Raw genomic sequence first — 26,443 nt, forward strand, 5'->3', positions numbered from 1 at the left:
CACCTCCTTTGGGTTTTTCGAAAGGATGAACCACAGGCTCAACCCCAGCGCATCACTGCAAACAACCAGACGAGAGACAGCGCGGACGCTATCCAGATGCTCCAGTCGGTCAGCCCTATCAGCAGAAGGTGCCAATAGGCGCTGCCCAGAAGTCCGATAAACAATCGATCACCCCGTGTGGTGACGATTGGTAGAAAGCCTTTGCGCGGCAGGCAGGGGCGCCGCAGCTCCCACACGCTCATCATCGCCAGCATCAAGCCGATCACCGCGAAGAAGGCTGCGGTGGGGGTGGTCCAGGCCATCCAGTTCATCTGCTGCCTCCTATACCCTGCCCAGGGCGAAGCCCTTGGCGACGTGATTGCGGACAAACCAGATCACCAGCATGCCGGGCAGGATCGTCAGCACGCCAGCCGCGGCCAACACGCCCCAGTCGATCCCCGATGCCGAGACGGTTCGTGTCATCACCGAGACGATTGGTTTGGCATCTACCGAAGTCAGCGTGCGTGCCAACAGCAGCTCGACCCAGGAAAACATGAAGCAGAAAAACGCCGTGACGCCGATACCCGAACCAATCAGCGGAATAAAAAGCTTCACGAAGAATTTAGGAAAACTGTAGCCGTCGATGTAGGCCGTTTCATCAATCTCCTTGGGCACACCTGACATGAACCCTTCAAGAATCCAGACAGCCAAGGGCACGTTGAACAGGCAGTGCGCGAGCGCCACCGCGATATGCGTGTCGAACAGGCCGATTGATGAGTAAAGCTGAAAGAACGGCAGCAGGAAAACCGCCGGTGGCGCCATCCGATTGGTCAGCAGCCAGAAGAACAGATGCTTGTCCCCAAGAAACCGGAATCGGGAAAATGCATAGGCTGCGGGTAGCGCGACGGCCAGCGAAATGATCGTGTTCAGGCACACGTAATACAGAGAGTTGATATAGCCGCTATACCAGCTTCGGTCGGTGAAGATCACCTTGTAGTTATCTAGCGTGAACCCCTGCGGCCAAAGTGTCAGCCCGCCGAGAATCTCGGTGTTGCTCTTGAACGACATGTTGATCAACCAATAGATCGGCACCATCAAAAACGCGATGTAGAGGATCAACACCACTCGCTTGCGCAGGTTCATCAGCAGGCCCTCGTCATTTCTGGTCGCCATGGGTCATGGCGGTGTAGAACAGCCAGGACACCAACAGGATGATCAGGAAGTAGATCAGCGAGAACGCCGCTGCCGGTCCGAGATCGAACTGGCCGACCGCCATCTTGGTCAGGGTCTGGCTGAGGAAGGTGGTGGCGTTGCCAGGCCCGCCACCGGTGAGCACGAAGGGCTCGGTATAGATCATGAAGCTGTCCATGAAGCGCAGCATGACGGCGATCAGCAGCACGCTCTTGAGCTTTGGCAGCTGTATGTAGCGAAACACGGCCCAGCTCGATGCCCTGTCGATGCGAGCCGCCTGGTAATAGGCATCCGGGATGGCCCGCAGGCCCGAGTAGCAGAGCAACGCGACCAAGGACGTCCAGTGCCAGACGTCCATCACCAGGACCGTCAGCCAGGCGTCCCGGGTGTTGGATGCGTAGTTGTAGCTGATGCCCAGCTCGCGGAGGCTGTAACCCAGCAAACCGATATCCGCACGCCCGAAGATCTGCCAGATGGTTCCGACCACGTTCCATGGGATCAGCAGCGGTATCGCCATCACGATCAGGCACAGCGACGCCCAGCGGCCACGAGTCGGCATCGCCAGCGCGACCGCGATCCCCAGCGGGATCTCGATCAACAGTACGCAGCCCGAAAAGATGAACTGCCGCAGCAGTGAGTCATGCAGCCGAGGATCGTTGAGTATCTGCCGGTACCAGTCCGCGCCGACGAAGAACCGTGTTGAAGAGTCAAAGATGTCCTGAACCGAATAGTTCACCACGGTCATCATCGGCAGGATCGCGCTAAAGGCCACCAGCAGGAACACCGGCAGGACCAACCACCAGGCGCGGTTGTTGTGCGTCTTGGTCATGGCTGCGTCTCCACCAGTCGATCGTCGGCATAGAGCAGCAGCCACTGCGCTGGAAAGCCAACCCAGGCTTCCCCCTTGGGGACCGCCTGGTCTTCTGGCAGGCGCGCCTTGACCAGATGCCCTTGCAGCCGAAGCGTGATGATCTTGTACGTTCCCAGATCCTCGACCCGTACGGCTTCGGCCAACATCCCGCCGACACCCGGCTCTTCGCTGACCTGAACGAACTCCGGGCGGATGCCGATGTGCAGGCGCTTAGTGGCCAAGCCCGGCAGCTGCTCAGCCAGCGCAGCGGGCAGTGGCAAATGTTGGTCACCAAACGCGACTCCAGCATCGCGCGCCTGCACTTCGATCAGGTTCATGCCTGGGCTGCCGACGAAATAGCCCACAAAGGTATGTTGGGGCCGCTCGAACAGCTCCCGCGGCGTGCCGAACTGGACGATCTGGCCGCCATACATCACCGCGATCTTGTCAGCAAAGGTCGACGCCTCCAGCTGATCATGCGTGACGTAGATCATGGTGATGTTGAACTGCTCATGGATTTGCTTGAGCTTGCGCCGGAGCTTCCACTTCAGGTGCGGATCGATGACGGTAAGCGGCTCGTCGAACAGAATCGCTGAGACATCATCCCTGACCAGCCCCCGCCCCATGGACACCTTCTGCTTTTCATCGGCAGTGAGGTTGTGAGCCTTTCGTTTGAGCAGTGGATGGAGGTCCAGCACCTCGGCGATCTCGTGAACCTTGCTGGCGACGCGCGCCTCTGCGATGCCTTGATTGCGCAGCGGGAAAGCCAGATTGTCGAACACCGTCATGGTGTCGTAGACGACTGGAAACTGAAAAACCTGGGCGATGTTGCGCTGCTCCGGCGTCAGCGTATTGACCTTCCGCATGTCGAACAGAACGTCCCCTTCGGAAGGGCTGAGCAAGCCCGAAATGATGTTGAGCAATGTCGACTTGCCGCATCCGGAAGGGCCCAGTAATGCGTACGCGCCGCCCTGCTCCCACACGTGGTCCATTTCACGGATCGCATAGTCGGCGTCGCCCTGCGGCTGGCTGCTATAGCTGTGCGCAAGATTCTGCAAACGGATTTCTGCCATAACGATCTCCTCAGGCGCGTCGAGCCGGCGCCTGGGCGAGACGGCCCAAAGCATCGAAGACGAAGAGTTTGTGAGACGGGATGTAGACCCGGATCGGCGAATCGACGTGGTAGTCGTGCACCCCTTGCAGGTGCAGCACCAGGCTGAGGTGCTCGTTACGCACATGGAGAAAGGTTTCCGAGCCGCTGATCTCCGCCAGCTCGACCAGGCCGGACACTTCCAGATCATCGTCGTTAGACGGCACCAAACCGATATGGCTGGGCCGGATTCCGAAGCGATACTCGCCTTTGTCCAACCCGCTCAGATCAGCGTTGAGCGGGAAATGCATGCAGTCCTGAAAACTGACTTCGTTCGCCGCGATCAGGCCCGGCAACAGGTTGATCGGCGGTTCGGAGAACAGCTCGGCGCTGAGCACCTGGCTGGGGCGGTGGTACACCGCTGAGGTCGGGCCGCTTTGGATGATGCGACCTTCGTGCAAGATGGTTGCAGTCCCGCCCAATGCCAACGCCTCGTTCGGCTCGGTGGTCGCGTATACGGCGATGCTGCGGCGAGTCTTGAACAGCTCGCGCATTTCCTGACGGAGCTCTTCACGCAATTTGTAATCGAGGTTCACCAGCGGCTCGTCAAACAGGACCAAATCGGCGTCCTTAACCAACGCCCGAGCCATTGCGGTGCGTTGCTGCTGCCCCCCGGAGAGTTCCAGCGGGTATTTCTGCAGGAGGGCTTCGATGTGCAACATCTCGGCAGTTTCGCGCACCTTGCGCTCGATCTCCGCTTTGCCCACACCGGCCTGGCGCAACGGTGAAGCGATATTCTCGTAGACAGTCAACGTCGGGTAGTTGATGAACTGCTGGTACACCATCGACACGTTGCGCTTGCGCACCGGCACACCGGTGACATCGGCGCCGTTCATCAAAACCCGCCCCCGAGTCGGCTTGTCGAGCCCCGCCATGAGCCGCATCAGCGAGGTCTTGCCCGACAGGGTTCGGCCGATCAGCACATTGAACGAGCCGGGTTCGAAGCTAAGACTGGCGTCGTCGATATGCAGTTGACCATCGACAGTCTTGGTGACGTGTTCCAGGGTGAGGGACATGCCGCATCCTTCTAGTTGTTATGGAAGGACACAGAGCGATATCCGTGCCAGCCGCGCTCAACCCCTCTAGCGCGTGGTGCGGTGGGTCTACCGTTGTTGTTAAGTGTTCAAAATGAACAGTTGTGAACATTGACAGTGAACAAAAATGAACAAGACTGTTCAGGGCACCGACTGTGGCAAACACCAAAACAACAAGAATATGCAGCGATAGAGAGGCAACATGGCCAGCCCAGCCCAGCCCATCTCACATCAGGCTCTGGTAGAAGGTTCCTGGAGCCGTTGCGAACGCTACGGACTAAACCCGCTCAGCATCCCCAGCTTCGGCGATCCAGCGGAGCAGGACGTGAACGCATTGCTGGAGCGTCAGCGCAACCTGGTCCAGACCACGCAGCGCGAAGTACTTCCTTATTACGAGAACATCCTTTCGAACTCGAGCTGCCTGATCCTGCTGGCGGACAGTGGTGGTCAGCTGCTCGAGTCCTGGGGGGACCGACGCTTCGTTGATCCCGCGCAGCAGCGTGGGTTCAAGCCAGGCGCCAGCTGGATGGAGCGAGACACCGGAACCAATGCGATCGGCACCGCACTGGCCAGCGGGCAGGCGGTGCATATTCAGCGCGACGAGCACTTCCTCAAGGCCAACCGTTATCTGTCCGGCGCAGCGTCGCCCATTTACGACGCGCAACGCCAACTGATCGCGGTGCTCGATGTCTCCAGCGACAGCTATCTGCCGCCATCGCACACGCTGGGCATGGTCAAGATGATGAGCCAGTCGGTTGAAAACCGGTTGATCCTCAACCTGTTTCGCGACGACTATTTTCAGCTGACCTTTAATACAGGCCAGGACAATCTCGACAGCCAGTGGGCCGGCCTGCTGGTCTTCGACGAATCCGGGCTGATCGTCTCAGCCAATCGACGCGCAGACAATCTACTCGGCTTGGCGCTTACCCGTAGCCGCATTGGCAACCTGTTCGATGTAGGGCTGCGGCAGCTGCTCAGTCAGCCAGAAGATCAGCCGATGCTGCTGCGGACCACAGGCAATCATCGTTTCCATGGCCTGGTTCGTCGTCCGCAGAAACCCCGTATCCAGCCCCGTGATTTTCGAACGGCAGCGGCCAAGCAGGAACATACCATCGACTTGGCGAGTATTGATCAGGGTGACCCACAGGTTCATAAGGGTATTCGCCAGGCTCAACTCATGCTGGAGAAGAACATTCCGGTTCTGGTGAGCGGCGAAACGGGCGTTGGCAAAGAAGTACTGGTCAAAGCGCTGCACGCAGCCAGCTCACGGTCGAGCGCCCCGTTGATCGCCGTAAATTGCGCAGCGATTCCCAGCGAGCTGATCGAATCCGAACTCTTCGGTTATGAGAAAGGCGCGTTCACCGGCGCACACCACAAAGGCAGCCTCGGCCTCATCCGCAAAGCGGACGGTGGAGTGCTGTTTCTCGACGAAATCGGGGATATGCCGCTGAGCTTGCAGGCGCGCCTGTTGCGAGTCCTGCAGGAACGCAGCGTCCAGCCGCTGGGCGGTGGTGAACCCTATCGAGTCGACTTTCGATTGATTTGCGCGACTAACCGTTCGCTACGCCAAGAGGTTGAGTGTGGTCGCTTCCGCCAGGACCTGTTCTACCGGGTCAACGGTCTTAGCATCGAGTTGCCACCGCTACGAGCCCGTTTCGACAAACAAGCCCTTTTCCAACGGGTGTGGGAGCAGTACCGAGAACCACAGCAGTGGGCCGGTTTAAGTCCGGAAGTGCTGCGCCTGTTTGAGATCCATCCCTGGCCGGGGAATATTCGCCAGTTGGCCAGCGTCATGCAGGTCGCGCTGGCCCTGGCTCAGGACCAACCGATACGGTCGGAGCATCTGCCGGATGATTTCCTCGCGGACACCCGCGCAGGGCTGACTGCCCAAGACGGAGCGAATCCGTCTGTGTCGACAGGAGAGACGTTGAGATTCCCAGCGCCTTCTGATGGGCCACTCAAGGCCCAGTTCGAGGCCTGTCGCGGCAACGTTTCGCATTTGGCCCGGCATCTGGGTGTCAGCCGTAACACCTTGTACAAGCGGCTGCGCGCCGAGGGGCTGTATCCAGCATGAGCCAGCTGGAGCGAGCCGGTCTCTTACGGTCAAACTGATGACTAGGCCTTCCAGCTAACAGGCGACACGAGAGGCGATCACGCTCCGTTGATTCCATATGAAAAGGCCGCACTTGAGGCGTTGAAAGCCTGAAGTGCGGCCATTAAGAGACGGTGCGGGTTATTCGCCGAGACGCCAGGTCGTTCCACCCTTCCCGTCTTCAAGCACCACGCCCATGGCCGTCAACTGGTCACGAATCCGATCGGATTCGGCCCAGTTTTTGTCGGCCCGGGCTTGGAGACGCGCCGAAATCAGCGCTTCTACCTCGGCAGCATTCACCTTGCCGTCGGCCCCGGCCTGCAGGAAGCTGTCAGGGTCCATCTGCAATACACCGAGTACGCCAGCCAGCTCCTTGAGACGTGCCGCAAGGCCGGCCGCCTCCTGCAGATCCGTATCGCGTAGACGGTTGATCTCACGAGCCATTTCGAACAGCACCGCGCAAGCTTCGGGCGAGTTGAAGTCGTCATCCATTGCCTCACCGAAGCGAGCCACGAACGTATCACCGCCTTGGGGAGGCGCTTCAGGTAGTCCTCTGAGCGCGGTATAGAAGCGCTCAAGAGCACCCTTGGCTTCTTTCAAACTGTCTTCGGAATAGTTGATCGGGCTGCGGTAATGGCTGGAGACCAACAGGTAGCGCACCACTTCCGGCTGGTATTTCTCGAGCACCTCGCGAATGGTGAAGAAGTTGCCCAGCGACTTGGACATCTTCTCACCATCGACGCGGACCGCGCCGGCATGCATCCAGGCGTTGGCGTAGAGCTTGCCAGTGGCCGCCTCGCTTTGTGCGATCTCGTTCTCGTGATGTGGAAATACGAGATCGGGGCCACCGCCGTGGATGTCGAAGGTCTCGCCCAGGCAGCAGGTGGACATGACCGAGCATTCAATGTGCCACCCCGGACGCCCCGCTCCCCAAGGCGATTCCCAGCTCGGCTCACCCGGCTTAGCGCCCTTCCAGAGCACGAAATCCAGCGGATCTTGCTTGGCTTCGTCGACCTCGATGCGTGCACCAATCTTGAGGTCTTCAATCTTGCGGCGTGAAAGCTTGCCGTAACCGACGAATTTCCCAACCCGGTAGTACACGTCGCCGTTGCCCGGCGCGTAGGCGAAACCCTTGTCGATCAGGGTCTGGATCATCTCATGCATACCGGCAATGTGGTCGGTGGCACGCGGCTCAAGGTCGGGGCGAAGCACGTTGAGCCGCGCCTCGTCCTCATGCATCGCAGCGATCATCCGCCCGGTCAAGGCCTCGAAGCTTTCGCCGTTTTCCTGAGCGCGACGGATGATCTTGTCGTCGACATCGGTGATGTTGCGCACGTAGGTCAAATCGTAACCGCGCTGGCGCAACCAGCGCGATACGACATCGAACGCCACCATGACGCGTGCATGACCGATATGGCAGAAGTCATAGACCGTCATGCCGCAAACGTACATGCGCACCTGATTAGCGATCAGAGGCTTGAGCGGCTCTTTGGTTTTGCTCAGCGTGTTGTAAATCGCCAGCGCCATTACTGGCCTCCCCAGGAATCACGCAGCGTCACGGTACGGTTGAACACCATTGCGTCGGGCCGGCTGTCTTTGCGATCAACGCAGAAATAGCCTTCGCGCTCGAACTGGAAGCGATCCTCAGCTTCAGCCGAGGCCAACGACGGCTCGGCGCGGCAACCCTTCAACACCACCAGCGACTCAGGGTTGATGTTGTCCAGGAAGCTACCGCCATCCTCATCCTTCTCGGGATTGGCCGAGCGGAACAGACGATCGTACAAACGCACTTCGCATTCGACGCTCTCAGCAGCCGGCACCCAGTGGATGACGCCCTTGACCTTGCGTCCCTCGGGGTTCTTGCCCAGCGTATTCTCGTCGTAGGAACAGCGCAGTTCGATGATGTTGCCCTGCTCGTCCTTGATCGCTTCATCGGCACGAATCACATAACTGCCACGCAGGCGCACTTCGCCGCCCGGAATCAGGCGCTTGAATCCGGCTGGTGGCACTTCTTCGAAATCGGTGGCGTCGATATAGATTTCCCGCGAGAACGGCAGCTGACGCACGCCCATGTCCTGCTTCGGATGACGAGGCAGTTCAAGCATCTCCGTCTGGTCTGCGGGATAGTTGCTGATGACGACTTTCAGCGGTTTGAGGACGCACATGGCACGCGGCGCATTGGCGTCCAGATCTTCGCGAATGGCGAACTCCAGCATGCCTACGTCCACCACGCCGCCGGCACGATTGACCCCGATCATGTCGCAGAAGGTACGGATCGATGCGGGCGTGTAGCCACGACGACGATAGCCACTGAGCGTCGACATGCGTGGGTCGTCCCAGCCGACGACGTGCTTTTCATCCACCAGTTGCTTGAGCTTGCGCTTGCTGGTGATTGTGTAGTTCAGGTTGAGACGCGCAAATTCGTACTGACGTGGACGTGCCGGCACCGGCAGGTTTTCCAGGAACCACTCGTAGAGCGGGCGGTGGTCTTCGAATTCGAGGGTGCAGATCGAGTGCGTGATGCCTTCGATGGCGTCCGACTGCCCATGCGTAAAGTCGTAGCTCGGGTAAATGCACCAGTCGTTGCCGGTCTGATGGTGATGGGCATGGCGAATCCGATAGAGAATCGGATCGCGCAGGTTCATGTTCGGCGAGGCCATATCGATCTTGGCACGCAGCGCCTTGGCACCGTCCGGGAACTCACCGGCCTTCATGCGCGCAAACAAATCCAGGTTTTCTTCCACCGAACGGTCACGGAACGGGCTGTTTTTGCCCGGTTCGGTCAGGTTGCCGCGGTATTCCCGCGCCTGCTCAGGCGTCAGGTCGCAGACATAAGCCTTACCCGCCTTGATCAGCTCGACAGCCCAGCCATGCAGCTGCGGAAAATAGTTGGAGGCGTAACGCTCCTCACCTGCCCACTCGAAGCCGAGCCACTGGACATCGCTCTTGATCGCGTCGATGTATTCCTGGTCTTCCTTTGCCGGGTTGGTGTCGTCGAAACGGAGATTGCACTGGCCACCAAACTCTTTCGCCAGACCGAAGTTCAGGCAGATGGATTTGGCATGGCCGATGTGCAGGTAGCCATTGGGCTCCGGTGGAAAGCGCGTCACGATCTTCGCGTGCTTGCCGGATTCCAGGTCAGCCTGGACGATCGGGCGGAGAAAATTGGTGGCTGCGGTAGTCTCAGGCTTGCTCATGGTGTCCTTCACGATCTGCGAGTGTGCGGCTCAGGGTAGGCCCGCCAAATCAAAGCGCCTATCATAGCGGACCCGTCAACCCCCTGACAGAGCAAAGCGCCCTGCCATGCGGTGCCCTTCAGTTGCGACGCTCGCTCTCGTTATCAGCGCGCCACTTTCCCTTCTTCATTTAAGGAATGATTTCAATGATCAAGCTTCATACCAATCACGGCGTCATCACCGTCAAGCTCTTTGAAGACAAAGCCCCGGAGACAACCGCCAACTTCAAGGAATACGTGAAGAGCGGCCATTACGATGGCACCATCTTCCACCGTGTAATCAGCAACTTCATGATCCAGGGCGGCGGCTTCGAATCCGGTATGAAGCAAAAAGCCACCCGCGCCCAGATCAAAAACGAAGCCAACAACGGTCTGTCCAACAAGACAGGCACGCTGGCCATGGCACGCACTATGGAGCCGCATTCGGCGTCCGCTCAGTTCTTCATCAACGTCAAGGACAACGACTTCCTCGACCACACAGCTCCGACCGTTCAGGGATGGGGCTACGCGGTGTTCGGCGAAGTGGTCGAAGGCATGGACGTGGTTGAGAAGATCAAGGGCGTACCCACCACCATGAAATCGGGCCACCAGGACGTTCCGGTAGAAGACGTGGTGATCGAGAAAGCTGAGATCGTCGAGTAAACCCATTGATTCTGCTGATCTCCGACCTCCACCTTGAAGAAAAGCGCCCGGATATCACCCGGGCGTTTCTTCGTTTTCTCGAGACTCGTGCAATCGAAGCCGAGGCGCTTTATATCCTCGGTGATTTTTTCGAGGTCTGGGTCGGCGATGACGGCATGACACCCTTCCAGCATGAGATCGCCCACGCGTTGCATGCCCTGAGCCAGACCGGGACGCGTATCTATCTGATGCACGGCAACCGCGACTTCATGATCGGCAAGGCTTTTTGCCGCGAGGCCGGATGCACGCTGCTCGCCGATCCGCATGTGACCCAGCTCGGCAGCGAGCGAGTACTGCTGATGCATGGCGATAGCCTGTGCACACGGGATGAAGGCTACATGCGACTGCGCCGCTGGTTGCGCAACCCGGTCAGCCTCTTCATCCTGCATAACCTTTCGCTCGCCAAGCGTCAGAAGTTAGCGCAGAAACTGCGTTCGAGCAGCAAGGAAGAGACACGCATGAAAGCCAGCGACATCGTCGACGTAACGCCCGACGAAGTCCTAGCAATCATGCAGCGCCATAAGGTTCGTTTGTTGGTCCATGGCCATACCCACCGACCCGCAACCCATACGATGCAAATCGACGGTCAGCCCGCTACGCGCATCGTGCTGGGTGACTGGGATCGCCAAGGCTGGGCCTTGCAAGTCGACGAGTCAGGCTTTCACCAGGCTCCGTTCGACCTGGACTGACCCGTCAGGCGGCGCTCGGTACGCCGCTGTGAAAGCGGAATTCGCTGTCAGGGCTTTCGATCAGTTCGCGCTCACGTTCGCGCACGCGAACGATAGTCGCATCGATGTCCGCAGCCTCTCCGTAGAGATATGCCAGCTTCAGATAGTCCTGAAAATGCCTCGCTTCGGATTTCAGCAGCCCGTGGTAAAAGCGCCCAAGCTCTTCGTCCAGATGCGGCACCAGCATGGCAAAACGCTCGCAGGACCGAGCTTCGATAAATGCCCCAATCACCAGCGTATCGGTTAGCCGGTAGGGTTCGTGGTTGCGCACCAACTCTCGCAAACCTGCCGCATAACGGGATGAGCCAATATTGCGCAGACCAATCCCGCGCTTGCGGATGATCGAGAGCACCTGCTCGAAATGACGCAGTTCCTCTCTGGCCAGTCTCGACATCTTGTTCTGCAAATCAGGCTTATCGACATAGCGAAACATCAACTGGAAGGCCGCGCCCGCGGCCTTCTTCTCGCAGTTGCCGTGATCGACCAGCATCACGTCTTGGTTCTGCAACGCAACGTCGACCCACGTCGAAGGTGTCGCACAGCCAAGGAATTCGTTCAGTTCAGGAAGCATCGGATCTAGGTATTCATGAGGGAAATGAGAGCGGCGGAAAGGCATGAAGTCACCCGCAGCCGCGCATTATACGAGCCCGGCGAGCAACGGCCAGCACTGCTTGATATGGATCAGTAGTTGTCGTGAAACCTTGTCTATAGTGAAACCGTCCGATCACCCAAACGGAGCCGATCATGCAGGCCATACGTCGTATTCTCGTGGTAATTGACCCGAAACTTTCCGAAAACCTGGCACTGAAAAGAGCCCGATTGATCTCCAGCGTCAGCCAGTCCCGGCTGCACTTGCTGATCTGCGACGCCAAACAGGACCACAGCGGCTACCTCGAGCGCTTGCGTCAAGAGCTCGAAGACCAGGGCCACGTCGTCACCGCTAAGCAGGCCTGGCATGAAAACCTGCACCAGACCATCATCTGTGTTCAGCAAGCCGAAGGCTGCGGCCTGGTGATCAAACAGCACATCGCGGACAATCCTCTGAAGCGTGCCCTGCTGACTCCAGATGACTGGAAGCTGCTTCGCTACTGCCCCTGCCCGGTGCTAATGGTCAAAACCGAAGCGCCCTGGACGGGCGGCAACATTCTGGCCGCGGTAGACGTTGGCAATGCGGACATCGAACATCGGACACTTCATTCCAGCATCATCAACCATGGATACCAAATTGCCTCGCTTGCCGAGGGCACATTGCACGTAATCAGCGCTCATCCGTCGGCGATGCTGTCCTCCGCTGATCCCGCGTTTCAACTCAAGGAAACGATCGAGGCGCGTTACCGCAACGCCTGCCGCCAGTTTCAGACCGAGTTCGACATTCCCGATGGTCAGTTACACGTCGAGGAAGGCCCCGCCGATGCTCTGATTCCTCGCGTCTGTCATCAGCTTCAGGCTGTCGTAACGGTCATCGGCACTGTCGCCCGCACCGGATTCTCTGGAGCCTTGATGGGCAACACTGCGGAAGTGGTGCTCGATACGCTGGAAAGCGATGTGCTGGTACTCAAGCCAGAGGACATCATCGACCACCTTGAAGAGCTCGTCGCTCGCCGCTAGGACCATCTATTGGCTGTGTTGAGTCCCTAGAGTCATGCCCTGAAGAAACTGAGGGGCGATATAACGCTGGTAATGGGCTTCAGAAAGGAGAAAGAACTCCCGGTCAACGGCATCGCGCAGCTCAGGCAAGGACCAATCGCGAAACTCCGGCAGCAGCACGACGCCATAGGCTTCGAGCTGCTGAATAACGCGCGCGCCGCGTGCGATCAGTTGATAAGCCCAACAGTAAGCCGACTGGTCCGCAACGAAGCGAATCTGCCGATTTTCCAGCTGACGACGCAGCAGCGCCGCATCGAAAACCTCCAGCTTTGCCGCCATCACCTGCGCAAGCAATACCTCCAGGCGCTTCCAGACCGAGCGCTTGACTTCTTCGCTATAGCCATTCCAGTCCACTACTTCATGATGAAACCGTTTGCATCCACGGCAGACGAGATCACCATAAACAGTGGAGCAAAGGCCTACGCAAGGGGTTTTGATTCGCTGATTCGACATGGGTGCGATGGATCAATGGACAGCGCCGCATCTTAGACTTTTGTCCAAGCCCGGTCACTGACCAATCCATACCAGCCGTTCGATAAAAAGCCGCACAGCCCACGGATTACGGGCCTCAGCCGAAAGCGCCAGGTGTTCCCTATCAGCCGCGCCACTGGCGAAGCCGGGCGTTTCACTTAACTTTGCGAACCCGTTCCAGTAGAATCAGCCCGCCGTTTTAGGCGCCACAATCCGCAAGAAGCTGTTTTCAAAGCGTCACGAGCACAGTTGACCGGCTACTCCACCGGGCGCGCAGATCCCTCTAACCTGCGCCCCGGCTTTCAAACCGGCGTAAAACTTTGAAAACAGCTTCCGGATGCGCGTCCCGAGACACCCAAGGGACCAATGATGAGGGTATATAACTGTGCTTGAAGCCTATCGCAAACACGTAGAAGAGCGTGCCGCCCAGGGCGTCGTGCCCCAGCCGCTGAACGCCGAGCAGACCGCAGGCCTGGTCGAACTTCTGAAAAACCCGCCAGCCGGCGAAGAACAGTTTCTTCTCGACCTGATCACCAACCGTGTTCCGGCGGGCGTCGATGAAGCTGCCTACGTCAAGGCCGGTTTCCTGGCAGCCATCGCCAAGGGTGAAGCCGCCTCTCCGCTGATCAGCAAGCAACACGCTGTAGAGCTGCTGGGCACTATGCAGGGCGGTTACAACATCGTCACGCTGGTTGACCTTCTGGACAACCCGGAGCTCTCTGACACCACCGCAAAAGAGCTAAAGCACACGCTGCTGATGTTCGATGCGTTTCACGACGTGGCGGAAAAAGCCAAAGCTGGCAATGCCAACGCCAAATCTGTTCTGCAGTCCTGGGCCGACGGCGAGTGGTTCAAGAATCGCGCACCGGTCGCCGAGAAAGTCACTCTGACCGTATTCAAGGTCACTGGCGAAACCAACACCGACGATCTGTCCCCGGCGCCTGACGCCTGGTCGCGCCCGGATATCCCACTGCATGCCCTGGCCATGCTGAAAATGGCGCGCGACGGCATCAACCCCGACGTTCCTGGTTCGGTTGGTCCGCTCAAGCAGATGCAAGAGCTGACGACAAAAGGCTTCCCAATCGCCTACGTGGGTGACGTAGTCGGTACCGGCTCCTCGCGTAAATCCGCTACAAACTCCGTGCTGTGGTTCTTTGGTGATGACATTCCCAACGTACCGAACAAGCGTGCCGGTGGTTTCTGCTTCGGCACCAAGATCGCTCCGATCTTCTACAACACCATGGAAGACGCCGGCGCCCTGCCAATCGAGTTCGATTGCTCCGACCTGGCCATGGGCGACGTGATCGACGTCTACCCATACAAAGGCGAAGTCCGTCGTCATGGCAGCGATGAAGTGGTCACCACTTTCCAGCTGAAAACCGACGTCCTGCTCGACGAAGTGCGCGCTGGCGGCCGTATTCCTCTGATCATCGGTCGCGGCCTGACCGAAAAAGCACGTGCCGAACTGGGCATGGGTCCGTCCGATCTGTTCAAAAAGCCAGAAGCACCGGCAGAGAGCAACAAGGGCTTTACTCTTGCGCAGAAGATGGTCGGCCGCGCCTGCGGTCTGCCGGAAGGCAAAGGCGTGCGTCCGGGCACCTACTGCGAGCCGAAGATGACCACTGTCGGTTCCCAGGACACTACTGGCCCGATGACTCGCGACGAGCTGAAGGACCTGGCTTGCCTGGGCTTCTCGGCTGACCTGGTGATGCAGTCCTTCTGCCACACCGCGGCTTATCCGAAGCCGATCGACGTCACCACCCACCACACGCTGCCGGACTTCATCATGACCCGCGGCGGTGTTTCCCTGCGTCCTGGTGACGGCATCATCCACAGCTGGCTGAACCGCATGCTGCTGCCGGACACAGTTGGTACCGGCGGTGACTCGCACACCCGCTTCCCGATGGGCATCTCGTTCCCGGCCGGTTCCGGCCTGGTTGCCTTCGCTGCCGCTACCGGCGTAATGCCGCTGGATATGCCGGAATCGGTACTGGTTCGCTTCAAGGGCAAGATGCAACCTGGCATCACCCTGCGCGATCTGGTTCATGCAATCCCTTACTACGCCATCCAGAAAGGCCTGCTGACCGTCGAGAAAAAAGGCAAGAAGAACATCTTCTCTGGCCGCATTCTCGAGATCGAAGGTCTGAATGAACTGACCGTCGAGCAAGCGTTCGAGCTGTCCGACGCCTCGGCAGAGCGCTCTGCTGCTGGCTGCACGATCAAGCTGCCGGAAGCGGCAATTGCCGAATACCTGCAGTCGAACATCACCCTGCTGCGCTGGATGATCAGCGAAGGCTACGGCGATGCTCGTACGCTGGAGCGCCGCGCACAGGCCATGGAAGCCTGGTTGGCCAAGCCGGAACTGCTGGCTGCCGATGCGGACGCCGAATACGCCGAGATCATCGAGATCGACCTGTCCGAAGTCACTGAGCCTGTGCTCTGTGCACCGAACGACCCGGACGACGCTCGCCTGCTCTCGACCGTCCAAGGCGAGAAGATTGACGAAGTGTTCATCGGTTCGTGCATGACAAACATTGGTCACTTCCGCGCCGCCGGCAAGCTGCTGGACAAAGTCGAAGGCTCCCTGCCTACGCGCCTGTGGCTGTCGCCTCCGACCAAGATGGACCAGCATCAGCTGACCGAGGAAGGCTATTACGGTATTTACGGTCGCGCCGGCGCACGACTGGAGATGCCAGGCTGCTCGCTGTGCATGGGTAACCAGGCACGTGTTGAAACCGGCTCGACAGTCGTTTCCACCTCGACCCGTAACTTCCCTAACCGCCTCGGCGACGCGACCAACGTGTACCTGGCTTCTGCCGAACTGGCAGCAGTTGCTTCGATTCTTGGCCGTCTGCCGACCGTCGAGGAGTACATGGTCTACGCCGCTCAGATCGATACCATGGCAGCTGATGTCTACCGCTACCTGAGCTTCGATCAGATTGCTGAGTTCCGCGAATCCGCGGCGAAGGCAAAGATCGAGGTGAATGCTGTTTGATGGACCCGTGACAACGCTCGCCTTGCAGGCTGGATAGAACGGCCTGACGATGCAGCAGTAGATGAGCAAGCGCCCCGACTGGTTCGGGGCGCTTGCTTTTGCGGATCTCATACAACTGCCGGCGCAGCTATGCGACAATGGCGGCATTGTCTGGCATGAACCCCTACCTTGATCCCAACAGCTCGGCCTCCTGCGCACGAATGCTGCCGCCAACGTACGCCCACCAGATCAATGCGGTAGGGCTTTGGGCAAACGAGCAACGACGTTTGCGCCAAACATGCACAAGCCGAAACCTAACACTCTGAAACCCGCGAGATAGCGTTCTTGATTTCTACAGCTAACATCACCATGCAGTTTGGCGCCAAGCCGCTGTTTGAAAACGTTTCCGTCAAGTTTGGCAATGGCAATCGCTACGGCCTGATCGGCGCCAACGGCTGCGGCAAGTCGACCTTCATGAAAATCCTCGGTGGCGACCTGGAGCCGTCCGCCGGTCAGGTCATGCTCGAGCCCAACGTGCGCCTGGGCAAGCTGCGGCAGGATCAGTTCGCCTACGAAGACTTCAACGTCATCGACACGGTGATCATGGGCCATGAGGCGCTATGGAAGGTCAAGGCCGAGCGCGAGCGTATCTACTCGCTACCGGAAATGAGCGAAGAAGACGGCATGGCGGTGGCGGAACTGGAAACAGAGTTCGCGGAGATGGACGGCTATACCGCCGAATCGCGCGCCGGCGAGCTGCTGCTGGGCCTGGGTATCCCGCTCGAACAGCACTTTGGGCCGATGAGCGAGGTGGCGCCGGGCTGGAAACTGCGCGTACTGCTGGCCCAGGCGTTGTTTTCCGATCCGGAAGTGTTGCTGCTCGATGAGCCAACCAACCACCTGGACATCAACACCATCCGCTGGCTGGAAAACATCCTCACGGCGCGTAACAGCACCATGATCATCATTTCCCACGACCGGCACTTCCTGAACAGCGTGTGCACGCACATGGCCGACCTCGACTACGGCGAGCTGCGGCTGTTCCCGGGCAACTACGACGAATACATGACCGCGGCCACTCAATCGCGCGAACAACTGTTGGCCGACAACGCCAAGAAGAAGGCACAGATCGCCGAACTGCAAACCTTCGTCAGCCGCTTTTCAGCCAACGCCTCGAAGGCCAAGCAGGCAACCTCGCGAGCCAAGCAGATCGACAAGATCCAGCTGGCTGAGGTCAAGCCATCCAGCCGTGTCAGCCCGTTCATCCGCTTCGAGCAAACAAAGAAGCTGCACCGCCAGGCAGTCACTGTGGAGAACGTCGCGAAGGGCTTCGACGGCAAAACGCTGTTCAAGAACTTCAGCTTTACCGTCGAGGCCGGCGAGCGCGTAGCCATCATCGGGCCCAACGGCATCGGCAAGACCACCCTGCTGCGCACGCTGGTTGGCGAACTGCAGCCCGACGCGGGTTCGGTAAAGTGGACCGAGAGCGCCGAGCTCGGCTACTACGCCCAGGATCACGCTGATGATTTCGAGGACGATGTCACGCTGTTCGACTGGATGGGTCAGTGGACGCAAGGGGGTGAGCAGGTCGTCCGCGGCACGCTGGGTCGCATGCTGTTCTCCAACGACGAGATTCTGAAATCCGTCCGGGTGATATCAGGTGGTGAACAGGGCCGCATGCTGTTCGGCAAACTGATCCTGAAAAAGCCCAACGTGCTGCTGATGGACGAACCGACCAACCACCTCGACATGGAATCGATCGAGGCGCTGAACCTTGCACTGGAGAATTACCCGGGAACGCTGATCTTCGTCAGCCACGACCGGGAATTTGTCGGCTCGCTAGCGACCCGCATTATCGAGCTGTCGGATTCAGGTGTGACCGACTTCAGCGGTACCTACGATGACTACCTGCGCAGCCTCGGTGTGATCTAAGGCAATTCGATCTGACAAAGCGCCCCGTTCAACCGGGGCGTTTTTGTGTCTGCTGCGTTTGGTTTTATGCGCTCGGATACCGCAGGAACTGATGCAGCCTCTGGAGATACAGATAGTCCAGCCACACAGCCTGGTGGGCCAAAACGATCAGCCAGAACACCAGCTGGAACGAAAGCTTGCGCGTCTTGTGACGTAGCATTTGCTGAGCGATCAACGCCCCCGGCCAGCCCCCAAATAGCTCAACCAGATGCAGACGCGCCTCGGGTATACGCCAGCCGCTACGCAGTGCGCTGCGCTTGTCGTGCAGGTAGAGCCCAAAGGCCAACAGGCTGGCCGATAGATAGGCATAGAGCGGCCAGTAAGCGCCCTGCTCCGCCAGACGAAAAAGCCCGAGCGCTGGCAGCAGACCGAGCAGGACGAGACCCAAGAGCTTTGGTAGTGCCCGTTTTATCGAACCGCGGCTCCGAGGCCGCACTTCAGGCTTAGTGCGTGCTTGGGAGGTTTTGGTCTTCGCGGACTGGATCGCTACGACTGGCGGCTTTCGTCCGATGCTTGGCTCGTCTAAAGACAGTCCCCCATCCAGGCGAATATGCGCGGCGCGCAAGCGCCCCTTCTCGTCCCGTTCGCAGATATAGAGAACCGGGTCACCCTGCACTGGACGGCGAGTGCCGCGCATGGCCGAGATATGCGCGAAGATTTCCTCACCGCCCTGCTCCGGTCGAATGAAACCGAATCCCTTCTGATCGTTCCAGCTTTTCAGCTGACCGCGCGATTCCATAGCAAGTGGCCCAGCGAAAAACCGGGGATTCTAGACGCTTACCTTCGGACCTGCGAGCAGCAAGCCGTTATCGGGTTGGGATGTAGCGGCGCTCGAGAAAATCGACAAGCAGTTTGTTGACCTCCCCAGGCTGCTCGCCCTGTATCCAATGGCCGCAGTCTTCAATCAGGTACTGCTCGAGGTCGGGCACCCAGCTGGGCATCTTCTGCAGGGTATGTGCTTCCAGGGTGCCGACCGGGTCCTTGTCGCCCAGCAGGAAAAGCGCGGGCTGCTCCACCTTGCGCTCGGCCAACGGCGCGGTGCGCGCCCAGTTACGCTCGAAATTGCGGTACCAATTCAGTGCGCCACGAAAGCCGCGCCCCTCGAACGTAGCGAGGTAGACGGCGAACGCGTCAGAATCGCACCAGGCTGGCGGCGCGCCGGGATCTCGCATGCCTTGATAGAGCGAGCTGCCGACCGGTTTGTCCTGTAGGAAGAAGTCCCTGGGAACCGATGCCGACGTGTTGTGCATCATCATCCGCAACGTGCGCGGAATGTCCTGATCTAATTCGGTCTCAGCAACACCAGGCTGCTGGAAGTAAAGGATGTAGTTGAACCGATTAGCGAACTGGCTGCGGATGATCTCGATCGCAGGCCTTTTCGGGCGACCTCCGTAGGGTACCGCCATGGCAGCGACCACCTTGACGCGCTGCGGCTCGAGCAAAGCCAGATGCCAGGCGACCGGTGCGCCCCAATCGTGGCCGACTACCGCAACCGAGGTCTGGCCAAGCAGGTCCATCGCGGCCTGTATATCACCGCATACGGTAATCAAGTCGTAGCTGGCGACGTCGTCCGGCGCACTGCTCTGCCCGTAACCGCGCATTTCAGGGCTCATCACTCGATAGCCGGCATCCGCTAGCATCCGGATCTGATGCCGCCACGAAAACCAGCTTTCCGGAAACCCGTGCAGCAGCCAGACTATCGGCCCTCCGACTGGACCGGCGCTGTAGAGGCTGAGGGTGATGCCATTGACCGTTAAAAGCTGGTGTTCGAATGGGTACACGTAGTCGCTCCTTGGCTATCTGCTCTGAGCGTTCAGCCTGCCGCGGTAGTCCAGTCGATCAGGCTGAACTGCCAGGTCGCAAGGATGATGATGCCGAAGATGATCCGATACCAGGCAAATGCCGCATAGCTATGGTTGCCTATAAATTTAAGCAAGGCTTTGACCGCCAGCATCGCGAAAATGAAGGACGTAACGAATCCGATGGCGAAGACTGGCAAATCGGCCGGCTGGAAGAGGTCGCGATACTTGTAGCCGGAGTACACCGCGGCGCCGACCATCGTTGGCATGGCCAGAAAGAACGAAAACTCAGTGGCGGCCTTACGCGATAGGCCAAACAATAGCCCTCCGATAATGGTAGCGCCGGAACGCGATGTGCCCGGGATCAGGGCAAGGCATTGGGCGAAACCGACTTTAAGCGCCTGGGTCCAGTGCATGTCGTCGACCGTTTCGGCGTGCACTGCATGCCGCCGCTTTTCTGCCCAGAGCATTACCACACCGCCAATCACCAGCGCTGTTGCAACCGTGATCGGGTTGAACAGGTACTCATGAATAACGTCAGCGAACGCAACGCCGAGCACTACCGCAGGAAAGAACGCGACCAGCAGATTCCCGGTGAATTTCTGAGCCTGCTTCTCCTTCGGCAGACCGACCACCACGTCAAATATCTTGCCTCGATATTCCCAGACGACGGCCAGGATGGCACCTAGCTGAATGATGATATTGAAAGCCAATGCTCTTTCGCCGCCGAAGCCGATCAGGTCGGCGACGATGATCTGGTGCCCGGTACTGGAAATCGGCAGAAATTCCGTAATGCCTTCCACCACCCCGAGAAGCAACGCCTGAAAGGCAAGCCAAAGGTCCATCCGATCCCCATTAGCGGCGCAACTCACCGCGACTGAATATGCAACAAAGGTATATGTCAGATAGCCATCTGAGCGCTGTTCTGACTCGTTTGAGACAAGTAAATTCATTGGGCAGACGTGGCCACCCTCATCTTTTTCCAACAACTGCCGAAACGCTATTCATAAGCCATGGCCAACAGCCACTGTTGTACTTGGTTTTGCAAGGCGGACCATGTCGTCGCGCTGCACTGCCTATTTGAATAATAAAGAACAAAACGCATCAACAGGAGCTTACAACCCCATGAATCTGCTAAGAAACCTCCCAATCAGTAAGCGCCTCTGGCTGATTCCTCTGGTCGCAGTTGCGATGCTCTTTGTGCTTGGCTTGTTGATGATCCAGCAGGTTCGTATCGACCTGTACAAAGGCAAACAGGTGATGACGCAGAACATCGTCGAGACGGCGCGAGGAGTGCTCATCTACTATCAGCAGCTCGAAGCCAGCGGAAGCATGACAACCGCTGAGGCGCAGAAAGCTGCGATGGACCAGGTTCGCTTGATTCGCTATGGCCAGAACGATTATTTCTGGATCAACGACATGCAGCCGGTCATGGTTATGCATCCTATGAAGCCGGAGCTTGAAGGTCAGGACCTCTCCAAGGTCAAAGATCCGAACGGCAAAGCACTGTTCAATGAAATGGTGAAGGTCGCTCAACTCAAAGGTGCCGGGCTGGTTGACTATCAATGGGCGAAGCCCGGAGAAAAAGACCCGGTGCCGAAGATTTCCTATGTCGAGCTATTCAAACCCTGGGGCTGGATCATCGGTTCAGGCATCTACGTTGACGATGTCGAGGCGGAATTTCAGAATTATCTGGTACGTTTTTCGCTCATCGGTTTGGCCGTAGCTGCTCTGATGGCTGTTCTGGTCGCCATTCTCATCCGCAGCATCATCCAGCCGCTGCGTCACTCCATGCAGGCCATGGCCAACATCGCCAGCGGCGAAGCTGACCTGACACGCAACCTCGACGTCTCGGGTAACGACGAGCTGACCACGCTTAGCCGCGACTTCAACACATTCACTCAAAAGCTCCGCACAGTGATCGGGCAACTGTTCGAGACCTCCGGCGCTCTGGAGACCTCATCGAGCGCACTCGGCGCGCTGGCCGGACAGGCACACAAGCAAAGTCAGCAGCAGTCGCAGCAGATGGAGCTGGTTGCCACCGCCGTCAACGAGGTGACCTACGCGGTTCAGGAAGTGGCAAAGAACGCCGAGCACGCTTCGAACGAAGTCGGCGATGCGGAGCAACAGGCGGGCTTGGGTCAACGGAATATTGAAGCCAGTTTGCAGCAGATCGATCAGCTCTCAACCACCATTAACGAAGCTGTGGGAGTCATCCAGTCGTTAGCGGACGAGACCACGAAGATCGGATCGGTGCTCGAGGTTATCGGTTCCATCGCCGATCAAACCAACCTCCTCGCGCTGAACGCGGCAATCGAGGCAGCCCGTGCTGGCGAGCAGGGTCGTGGCTTCGCAGTGGTGGCTGACGAGGTTCGCCTGCTTGCGCAGCGCACCCAGACCTCAACGGCCGAAATTCACACCATGATCGAGCGTCTGCAGAAGAATTCAGGCGCGGCAGTCACGGTGATCATGGAAAGCAGTCGAGCGTCCCAAGCCACCGTGGAACAAGCGAGTCAGGCCGGGGCCAGCCTTGGTCAGATCGCTCAGGCGCTGCGCAATCTGTCGGGATTGAACGCATCGATAGCCAGCGCGACATTGCAACAAACGCACGTCGTCGAAGACATTAACCAGAACGTCACCCAGGCAGCTGGATTGGCACAGCAAAGCACCCGGGCGGCAGAACAGTCCAGCGCGGCGGGAGAGCGGCTCGGCGAGCTGGCCGAACAATTGAATCGTCTGCTCAAGCAATTCAAAGTCTAACTAAGCTTTGCCGGCAAAACGTGTACACAACGGCCAGATCCAACCCGGGTCTGGCCGTTTTTCTTCTCCGCACCGGTTGCGGCTTTTCGCCACAGCTTCGATGGCGCAACGTGGTGAGTTCTAGCAGAGTTTTCACCGTACCCACTCGGTAAATCGTACAAAAAACAGATAGTTAGCGCGAGATTAAGCCGAGCATCGAAGTTGCAACTAATGCTAGACCTTTGGCTAATTGCAAAAAAAACAACAAAACACGAAACAACCCTGTGACTTAACAGTCCTCTGTGTACATCAATGGATATGTAAGGCCAACGCCGGCAGCCTGGCGGCAGGCTTAAATCCGATTTTTGGTTATCACACAGAGAGACATGCCTGATGAACAGCCCGCTTCGCTTTAACGACGCCCTCCTTATCACTGACCGCGCATTCAAGCCGTTCCAGTGCGTCGCCTGGACGCTGCTCGAAGGCAATGGCGAACTCAGCATAACGGTCCTGGATGGCAGCGAATCGCGCACGGTAGGCCATTGCAAATTGGCGAGCAATGTCTACTCCGACCCGGTCAAGCTCGGTCACTCCCTGGAGCAGGCGCGCGCCGATCTTAGTCGTCAGGGTATGCATCTCGCCCCTTGGCAGATGCCTGAATAACGCACTCCTTCAACATAAGGCCCGGTTGCGCAAGCGCCGGGCCTTTTTCTTTGCGTTTCGCTTGGCCACCAAGACTGGCTCTGCTGGCAAACGGACCCATTCAGTTGTTTAACGGTCCCAGCAATAAGCGAATAAACAAAGGAGCGCTCCCATGAAAGGTGCAGAAGCCTACGTCAACGATCAATGGCACAGCAGCGGATTAGCCGACTTGCCCGAGGGCGCCCAGAGCCACTGCATTACTTTGAAGTTCATCATTGCTCGCGATACGCAGTCCACCGGGCTGATCACGCACGTCTGCGAAGTGGCGCAGCGGCGACTGAGCGATTTCTACAAAGGCCGTCAGGTGACTCATAGACCCATTCAGGGCTCAGTTATCGGAGACGGCAGCGGTGATGGAATCAACCTGGTTTTCGAGGTCGCAGCTGAGAAATAAACATCTTCACGGCGGAGCATGATGATGACTGCACAACGCCTTTCAATAGATGAAGCCAGGCGCATCAGCGAGATGGCGTTCTTGCCTTGCCACGCAGTCACTCGGGCCGATCGCGACGACAGCAGCTTCTCGCTGCGCGTCCTCAACGCAGCGGGTGCCGAAGCCCTGTCGATTTCACACATCGCGCGGTCCCAGTATGCGGACCCTGCTCACCTCGCAGGCGTGCTGGAGAGCGCCCGGCTCCAGCTGAGCAGGGATGGCGTGCAGTTGAGCGCGTGGTCCCTGCCCGCGCAGCCCGGCATTACCGGCTGACCTCCAGTTCCTGCAACACGGACAGTAGGTGAAAAAAAATGCGGCCCGAACCCCTTTCGTTTGCACCGGTCTCTTATTGAGACACGCACTGTGGCTGTGTCAGCACAGTTCGTCCTGTTCCATCAAACCCAGGAGCGCTTACATGATCGGTGACTATTCCTCGATAAACGACCATCTGGACACTGCGCGACGGCATGCTGATCACGCCGAAAAAAAGGCGGACCCAGCCATCTACCGAGAAGCTATTGACGAGCTGGTAGCTGCAATACGGCTGTTGATGCGTAACAGCAAGGAAAGCGATGACTGAATCCGCGTCCGCGTCCTGCGAGACGCTATAGCCCATCAAGAGCGGCCTGTCTGTACTCACTTCGAGGCAATGATGCAGCCAGGCCTCGCAGGGCTGCGTTGTAGTTCGGTGAGGAGCGCGTATGTTGATCGATCAGGGCGGTGAGACGGTTGTGCTGTTGGCGGAGGGTAGCCGCCCGCTACCGGCGGATGAGCAGCCGGACACCGGCACCGCCCTGTGCCCCGAGCTTCCAACCGATCTTCACTATGTGGACGATCATGGGCCAGGCATCAGTCGCCGAAAACTTAGAGGCAAGTTCGCTTATTTCCTGCCGTCTGGCGAGCGTATCCGTGATGCACAGGAAATAGCGCGGATCAACAAACTGGCCATTCCGCCCGCTTATTCCGAGGTCTGGATCTGCCCGGACCCACAAGGCCATATGCAGGCGACGGGACGAGATGCCCGCGGCCGCAAGCAATATCGCTATCACCCTCGCTGGCGGGAAATCCGCGACAACAACAAGTACGAACGTGTTCTGGCATTTGGAACGGCCCTGCCGCGTATGCGCGAACGCTTGCAGCAGCGACTGACCCTGCGCGGCATGCCAAGGGAAAAGGTCATGGCGCTGCTGGTGCAGTTGCTCGAATCGACGTTGATTCGTGTCGGGAACTCGCGCTATGCAAAGGAAAACCGTTCCTACGGGCTAACCACTCTACGAACCCGGCATGTCGATGTCCGGGGCGCCTCGATCCGCTTTCAATTCCGCGGCAAAAGCGGTGTAGAGCACCGCGTGACGCTAAGGAACCAGCGGCTGGCACGCATCGTCCGCCGCTGTATGGAGCTGCCCGGCCAGCATCTGTTTCAATATCTGGACGAAGAAGGTGTGCGTCATCCAGTGAGCTCCAGCGACGTCAATGAATTCATCCAGGAGATGACCGGGGGCGACTTCACCGCCAAGGACTATCGAACCTGGGCAGGCAGCGCCCTGGCACTTGACTATCTGCGCAAACGTGAATGGCAACCGGAGACCGTGGCGCGACGCAATCTGGTCGAAGTGATCGCGCAGGTGTCTCGCCAGCTCGGCAATACGCCCGCCGTGTGCCGACAGTGCTACGTCCATCCCGGCGTGCTTGATGCCTTCGCCGCTGGCGAGCTGGCGAAACTGGGCAAGGCAAGAAAGCGAAAGTGGATGAGCAGTGAAGAAGTCACCTTGCTGAAGTTCCTGAGCGCCCGCACTGCATCTTCCGCATCTTCCTAGCGATACAGGGTGACCTGATTTCGACCTGCAGCTTTCGATGCGTACAGGGCGTTGTCGGCGCGCTCGATCAATTGCGCATAGCCGCTGGTGGACTCGCTAAGGTCCGCGATCCCCAAACTGACGGTGAAGCGAATGCTGTGCCCGTCGTGGACGACCTCATGTGCTTCGATGGTTTGCCGCAACCGTTCGGCAAAGGTCAGAGCGCCCTCGCTATCAGTGTCCGGTAGTAGCACCACGAACTCTTCCCCGCCGTAACGTCCGGCAATATCTGCGTCGCGCATGCACTGGCAAACAAGTTCGGCGGTCTGCTGAATCACGGCATCACCGGCCTGATGGCCGTAGCTGTCGTTAATCTTCTTGAAGTGGTCAATGTCGAACATCACCAGCGCTGCGTTGCGCTCATAGCGACAATGCCGCGCATAGTCCTGACGCAGCATCTCCTCCCAATGGCCCCGGTTGAACAAGCCGGTCAGCCGGTCGGTGCTGGAAAGACGCTGCAGTTCCTGATTCGCCGCCTGCAACTGACGACGGTTGGTCGCCACATCGGTGACGTCATAGATGATCAGGCAGATTTGTTCGATGCTGCCGTTGAGGGCCTTCAAAGGCATCAAGGTGGTGTTCTGGTACATGAAATCTTCCAGCCCGGTTATTGGCTGGTAGTTCTTGAACCGCAACAGGTAGGGCCGCTGTTCCCATATGGTGAACGACGGCGTCCCGAGCGTTGCGACACTTTCCACCTTGCGCCGAAACCATTGCTCATCGACTTCTGGAAACAGCTCGAAGAAGGATTTCTTGCGCGCCTCTTCCGGCAGCCGTCCGGAGCGGTTTTCCATGAAAGTGTTCCATACATCGATGCGGTATTCGCGATCGAGCACCACCACACCCACGTCGATACTCTGGACGATTGCCAGCAGCCAGTGAAATTCGCTTAGATTGATTGAGTCGGACAT

Annotated in this window: 25 protein-coding genes; 12 read left to right on the forward strand and 13 right to left on the reverse strand. The window is 58.4% G+C overall.

The genetic code is table 11. The features are described 5' to 3' along the window. Positions 1 to 38 precede the first annotated feature (38 nt). From PSTU_RS0100905 to PSTU_RS0100925, 5 genes are read right to left on the reverse strand one after another with little or no spacing between them, the layout of a single operon-like run. Positions 39 to 311 (reverse strand): DUF2160 domain-containing protein, encoded by a 273-nt coding sequence (locus PSTU_RS0100905; protein WP_019339164.1) that lies wholly within the window; start codon positions 309 to 311, stop codon positions 39 to 41. A 10-nt stretch (positions 312 to 321) separates the two neighbouring features. Next, positions 322 to 1,122, reverse strand: coding sequence for a carbohydrate ABC transporter permease (locus PSTU_RS0100910; RefSeq protein ID WP_019339165.1), 801 nt, complete (start codon positions 1,120 to 1,122; stop codon positions 322 to 324). Between the two features lie 13 nt (positions 1,123 to 1,135). Next, positions 1,136 to 1,999 (reverse strand): carbohydrate ABC transporter permease, encoded by an 864-nt coding sequence (locus PSTU_RS0100915; protein WP_019339166.1) that lies wholly within the window; start codon positions 1,997 to 1,999, stop codon positions 1,136 to 1,138. Continuing rightward, positions 1,996 to 3,093 carry an ABC transporter ATP-binding protein gene (locus tag PSTU_RS0100920; protein ID WP_019339167.1) on the reverse strand — a complete coding sequence of 366 codons (1,098 nt, stop codon included), beginning with the start codon at positions 3,091 to 3,093 and terminating at the stop codon, positions 1,996 to 1,998. The genes PSTU_RS0100915 and PSTU_RS0100920 overlap by 4 nt, the downstream gene beginning before the upstream one ends. A gap of 10 nt (positions 3,094 to 3,103) precedes the next feature. After that, the gene (locus tag PSTU_RS0100925) at positions 3,104 to 4,186 is read right to left on the reverse strand and encodes an ABC transporter ATP-binding protein (RefSeq protein ID WP_019339168.1); all 1,083 of its coding nucleotides are present in this window, start codon (positions 4,184 to 4,186) and stop codon (positions 3,104 to 3,106) included. A 220-nt stretch (positions 4,187 to 4,406) separates the two neighbouring features. Between PSTU_RS0100925 and PSTU_RS0100930 the strand changes: the two genes are divergently transcribed. Beyond that, complete coding sequence (locus tag PSTU_RS0100930; protein WP_019339169.1) at positions 4,407 to 6,278, forward strand: sigma-54-dependent Fis family transcriptional regulator; 1,872 nt, start codon at positions 4,407 to 4,409, stop codon at positions 6,276 to 6,278. 159 nt (positions 6,279 to 6,437) lie between these two features. Here the strand turns inward: PSTU_RS0100930 and cysS are convergent, their stop codons facing one another. Beyond that, positions 6,438 to 7,823, reverse strand: a complete 1,386-nt coding sequence (cysS, locus tag PSTU_RS0100935; RefSeq protein ID WP_019339170.1) for a cysteine--tRNA ligase — start codon at positions 7,821 to 7,823, stop codon at positions 6,438 to 6,440. Continuing rightward, entirely contained in the window at positions 7,823 to 9,493 is a 1,671-nt protein-coding gene (locus PSTU_RS0100940; protein ID WP_019339171.1) for a glutamine--tRNA ligase/YqeY domain fusion protein, read from the reverse strand. Before PSTU_RS0100940 ends, cysS begins: the two co-directional genes overlap by 1 nt. 185 nt (positions 9,494 to 9,678) lie before the next feature. Between PSTU_RS0100940 and PSTU_RS0100945 the strand changes: the two genes are divergently transcribed. Continuing rightward, positions 9,679 to 10,173 carry a peptidylprolyl isomerase gene (locus tag PSTU_RS0100945; RefSeq protein ID WP_019339172.1) on the forward strand — a complete coding sequence of 165 codons (495 nt, stop codon included), beginning with the start codon at positions 9,679 to 9,681 and terminating at the stop codon, positions 10,171 to 10,173. 5 nt (positions 10,174 to 10,178) lie between these two features. Next, on the forward strand, positions 10,179 to 10,901 hold the full coding sequence (gene lpxH / locus PSTU_RS0100950) for a UDP-2,3-diacylglucosamine diphosphatase (RefSeq protein ID WP_019339173.1): 723 nt from the start codon (positions 10,179 to 10,181) through the stop codon (positions 10,899 to 10,901). 4 nt (positions 10,902 to 10,905) lie between these two features. On the opposite strand, the gene PSTU_RS0100955 is transcribed toward lpxH, so the two are convergent. After that, entirely contained in the window at positions 10,906 to 11,511 is a 606-nt protein-coding gene (locus PSTU_RS0100955) for a tRNA-(ms[2]io[6]A)-hydroxylase (RefSeq protein WP_019339174.1), read from the reverse strand. Positions 11,512 to 11,684: 173 nt separating this feature from the next. Here PSTU_RS0100955 and PSTU_RS0100960 point away from each other — a divergent pair, with 173 nt between their 5' ends. Continuing rightward, the gene (locus PSTU_RS0100960) at positions 11,685 to 12,548 is read left to right on the forward strand and encodes a universal stress protein (protein WP_019339175.1); all 864 of its coding nucleotides are present in this window, start codon (positions 11,685 to 11,687) and stop codon (positions 12,546 to 12,548) included. 6 nt (positions 12,549 to 12,554) lie between these two features. On the opposite strand, the gene PSTU_RS0100965 is transcribed toward PSTU_RS0100960, so the two are convergent. Next, positions 12,555 to 13,040, reverse strand: coding sequence for a DUF1289 domain-containing protein (locus tag PSTU_RS0100965; RefSeq protein WP_029404546.1), 486 nt, complete (start codon positions 13,038 to 13,040; stop codon positions 12,555 to 12,557). A gap of 403 nt (positions 13,041 to 13,443) precedes the next feature. On the opposite strand from PSTU_RS0100965, the gene acnB reads away from it, so the two are divergent. Together acnB and PSTU_RS0100975 are read left to right on the forward strand one after the other, a co-directional pair. Then, the gene (acnB, locus tag PSTU_RS0100970) at positions 13,444 to 16,053 is read left to right on the forward strand and encodes a bifunctional aconitate hydratase 2/2-methylisocitrate dehydratase (RefSeq protein WP_019339177.1); all 2,610 of its coding nucleotides are present in this window, start codon (positions 13,444 to 13,446) and stop codon (positions 16,051 to 16,053) included. A 324-nt stretch (positions 16,054 to 16,377) separates the two neighbouring features. Then, the gene (locus tag PSTU_RS0100975) at positions 16,378 to 17,964 is read left to right on the forward strand and encodes an ABC-F family ATPase (protein ID WP_019339178.1); all 1,587 of its coding nucleotides are present in this window, start codon (positions 16,378 to 16,380) and stop codon (positions 17,962 to 17,964) included. A 64-nt stretch (positions 17,965 to 18,028) separates the two neighbouring features. Here PSTU_RS0100975 and PSTU_RS0100980 read toward each other — a convergent pair whose 3' ends face one another. The 3 genes from PSTU_RS0100980 to PSTU_RS0100990 form a co-directional block, all read right to left on the reverse strand. Beyond that, complete coding sequence (locus PSTU_RS0100980; RefSeq protein WP_019339179.1) at positions 18,029 to 18,742, reverse strand: DUF1294 domain-containing protein; 714 nt, start codon at positions 18,740 to 18,742, stop codon at positions 18,029 to 18,031. 67 nt (positions 18,743 to 18,809) lie between these two features. After that, positions 18,810 to 19,784, reverse strand: coding sequence for an alpha/beta fold hydrolase (locus tag PSTU_RS0100985; protein ID WP_019339180.1), 975 nt, complete (start codon positions 19,782 to 19,784; stop codon positions 18,810 to 18,812). A 32-nt stretch (positions 19,785 to 19,816) separates the two neighbouring features. Continuing rightward, entirely contained in the window at positions 19,817 to 20,647 is an 831-nt protein-coding gene (locus tag PSTU_RS0100990; protein ID WP_019339181.1) for an undecaprenyl-diphosphate phosphatase, read from the reverse strand. 280 nt (positions 20,648 to 20,927) lie between these two features. On the opposite strand from PSTU_RS0100990, the gene PSTU_RS0100995 reads away from it, so the two are divergent. The 6 genes from PSTU_RS0100995 (at position 20,928) to PSTU_RS0101020 (ending at position 25,493) form a co-directional block, all read left to right on the forward strand. Next, positions 20,928 to 22,562 carry a methyl-accepting chemotaxis protein gene (locus PSTU_RS0100995; RefSeq protein WP_019339182.1) on the forward strand — a complete coding sequence of 545 codons (1,635 nt, stop codon included), beginning with the start codon at positions 20,928 to 20,930 and terminating at the stop codon, positions 22,560 to 22,562. Between the two features lie 372 nt (positions 22,563 to 22,934). After that, positions 22,935 to 23,204, forward strand: coding sequence for a hypothetical protein (locus PSTU_RS0101000; RefSeq protein ID WP_019339183.1), 270 nt, complete (start codon positions 22,935 to 22,937; stop codon positions 23,202 to 23,204). 151 nt (positions 23,205 to 23,355) lie between these two features. Beyond that, positions 23,356 to 23,637, forward strand: coding sequence for a hypothetical protein (locus PSTU_RS0101005; protein WP_019339184.1), 282 nt, complete (start codon positions 23,356 to 23,358; stop codon positions 23,635 to 23,637). Positions 23,638 to 23,661: 24 nt separating this feature from the next. After that, a complete protein-coding gene (locus PSTU_RS0101010; protein WP_019339185.1) occupies positions 23,662 to 23,949 on the forward strand; it encodes a hypothetical protein in 288 nt (95 codons plus the stop codon). A gap of 142 nt (positions 23,950 to 24,091) precedes the next feature. Then, entirely contained in the window at positions 24,092 to 24,256 is a 165-nt protein-coding gene (locus tag PSTU_RS21805) for a hypothetical protein (protein WP_019339186.1), read from the forward strand. Between the two features lie 121 nt (positions 24,257 to 24,377). Beyond that, the gene (locus PSTU_RS0101020) at positions 24,378 to 25,493 is read left to right on the forward strand and encodes a DNA topoisomerase IB (protein ID WP_019339187.1); all 1,116 of its coding nucleotides are present in this window, start codon (positions 24,378 to 24,380) and stop codon (positions 25,491 to 25,493) included. On the opposite strand, the gene PSTU_RS0101025 is transcribed toward PSTU_RS0101020, so the two are convergent. Further along, positions 25,490 to 26,443, reverse strand: a complete 954-nt coding sequence (locus PSTU_RS0101025) for a sensor domain-containing diguanylate cyclase (RefSeq protein WP_019339188.1) — start codon at positions 26,441 to 26,443, stop codon at positions 25,490 to 25,492. The two genes, PSTU_RS0101020 and PSTU_RS0101025, sit on opposite strands and share 4 nt — an antisense overlap.

Origin of the sequence: Stutzerimonas stutzeri SDM-LAC (assembly GCF_000235745.1) — a bacterium.
Classification (GTDB): Bacteria; Pseudomonadota; Gammaproteobacteria; order Pseudomonadales; family Pseudomonadaceae; genus Stutzerimonas; species Stutzerimonas stutzeri_H.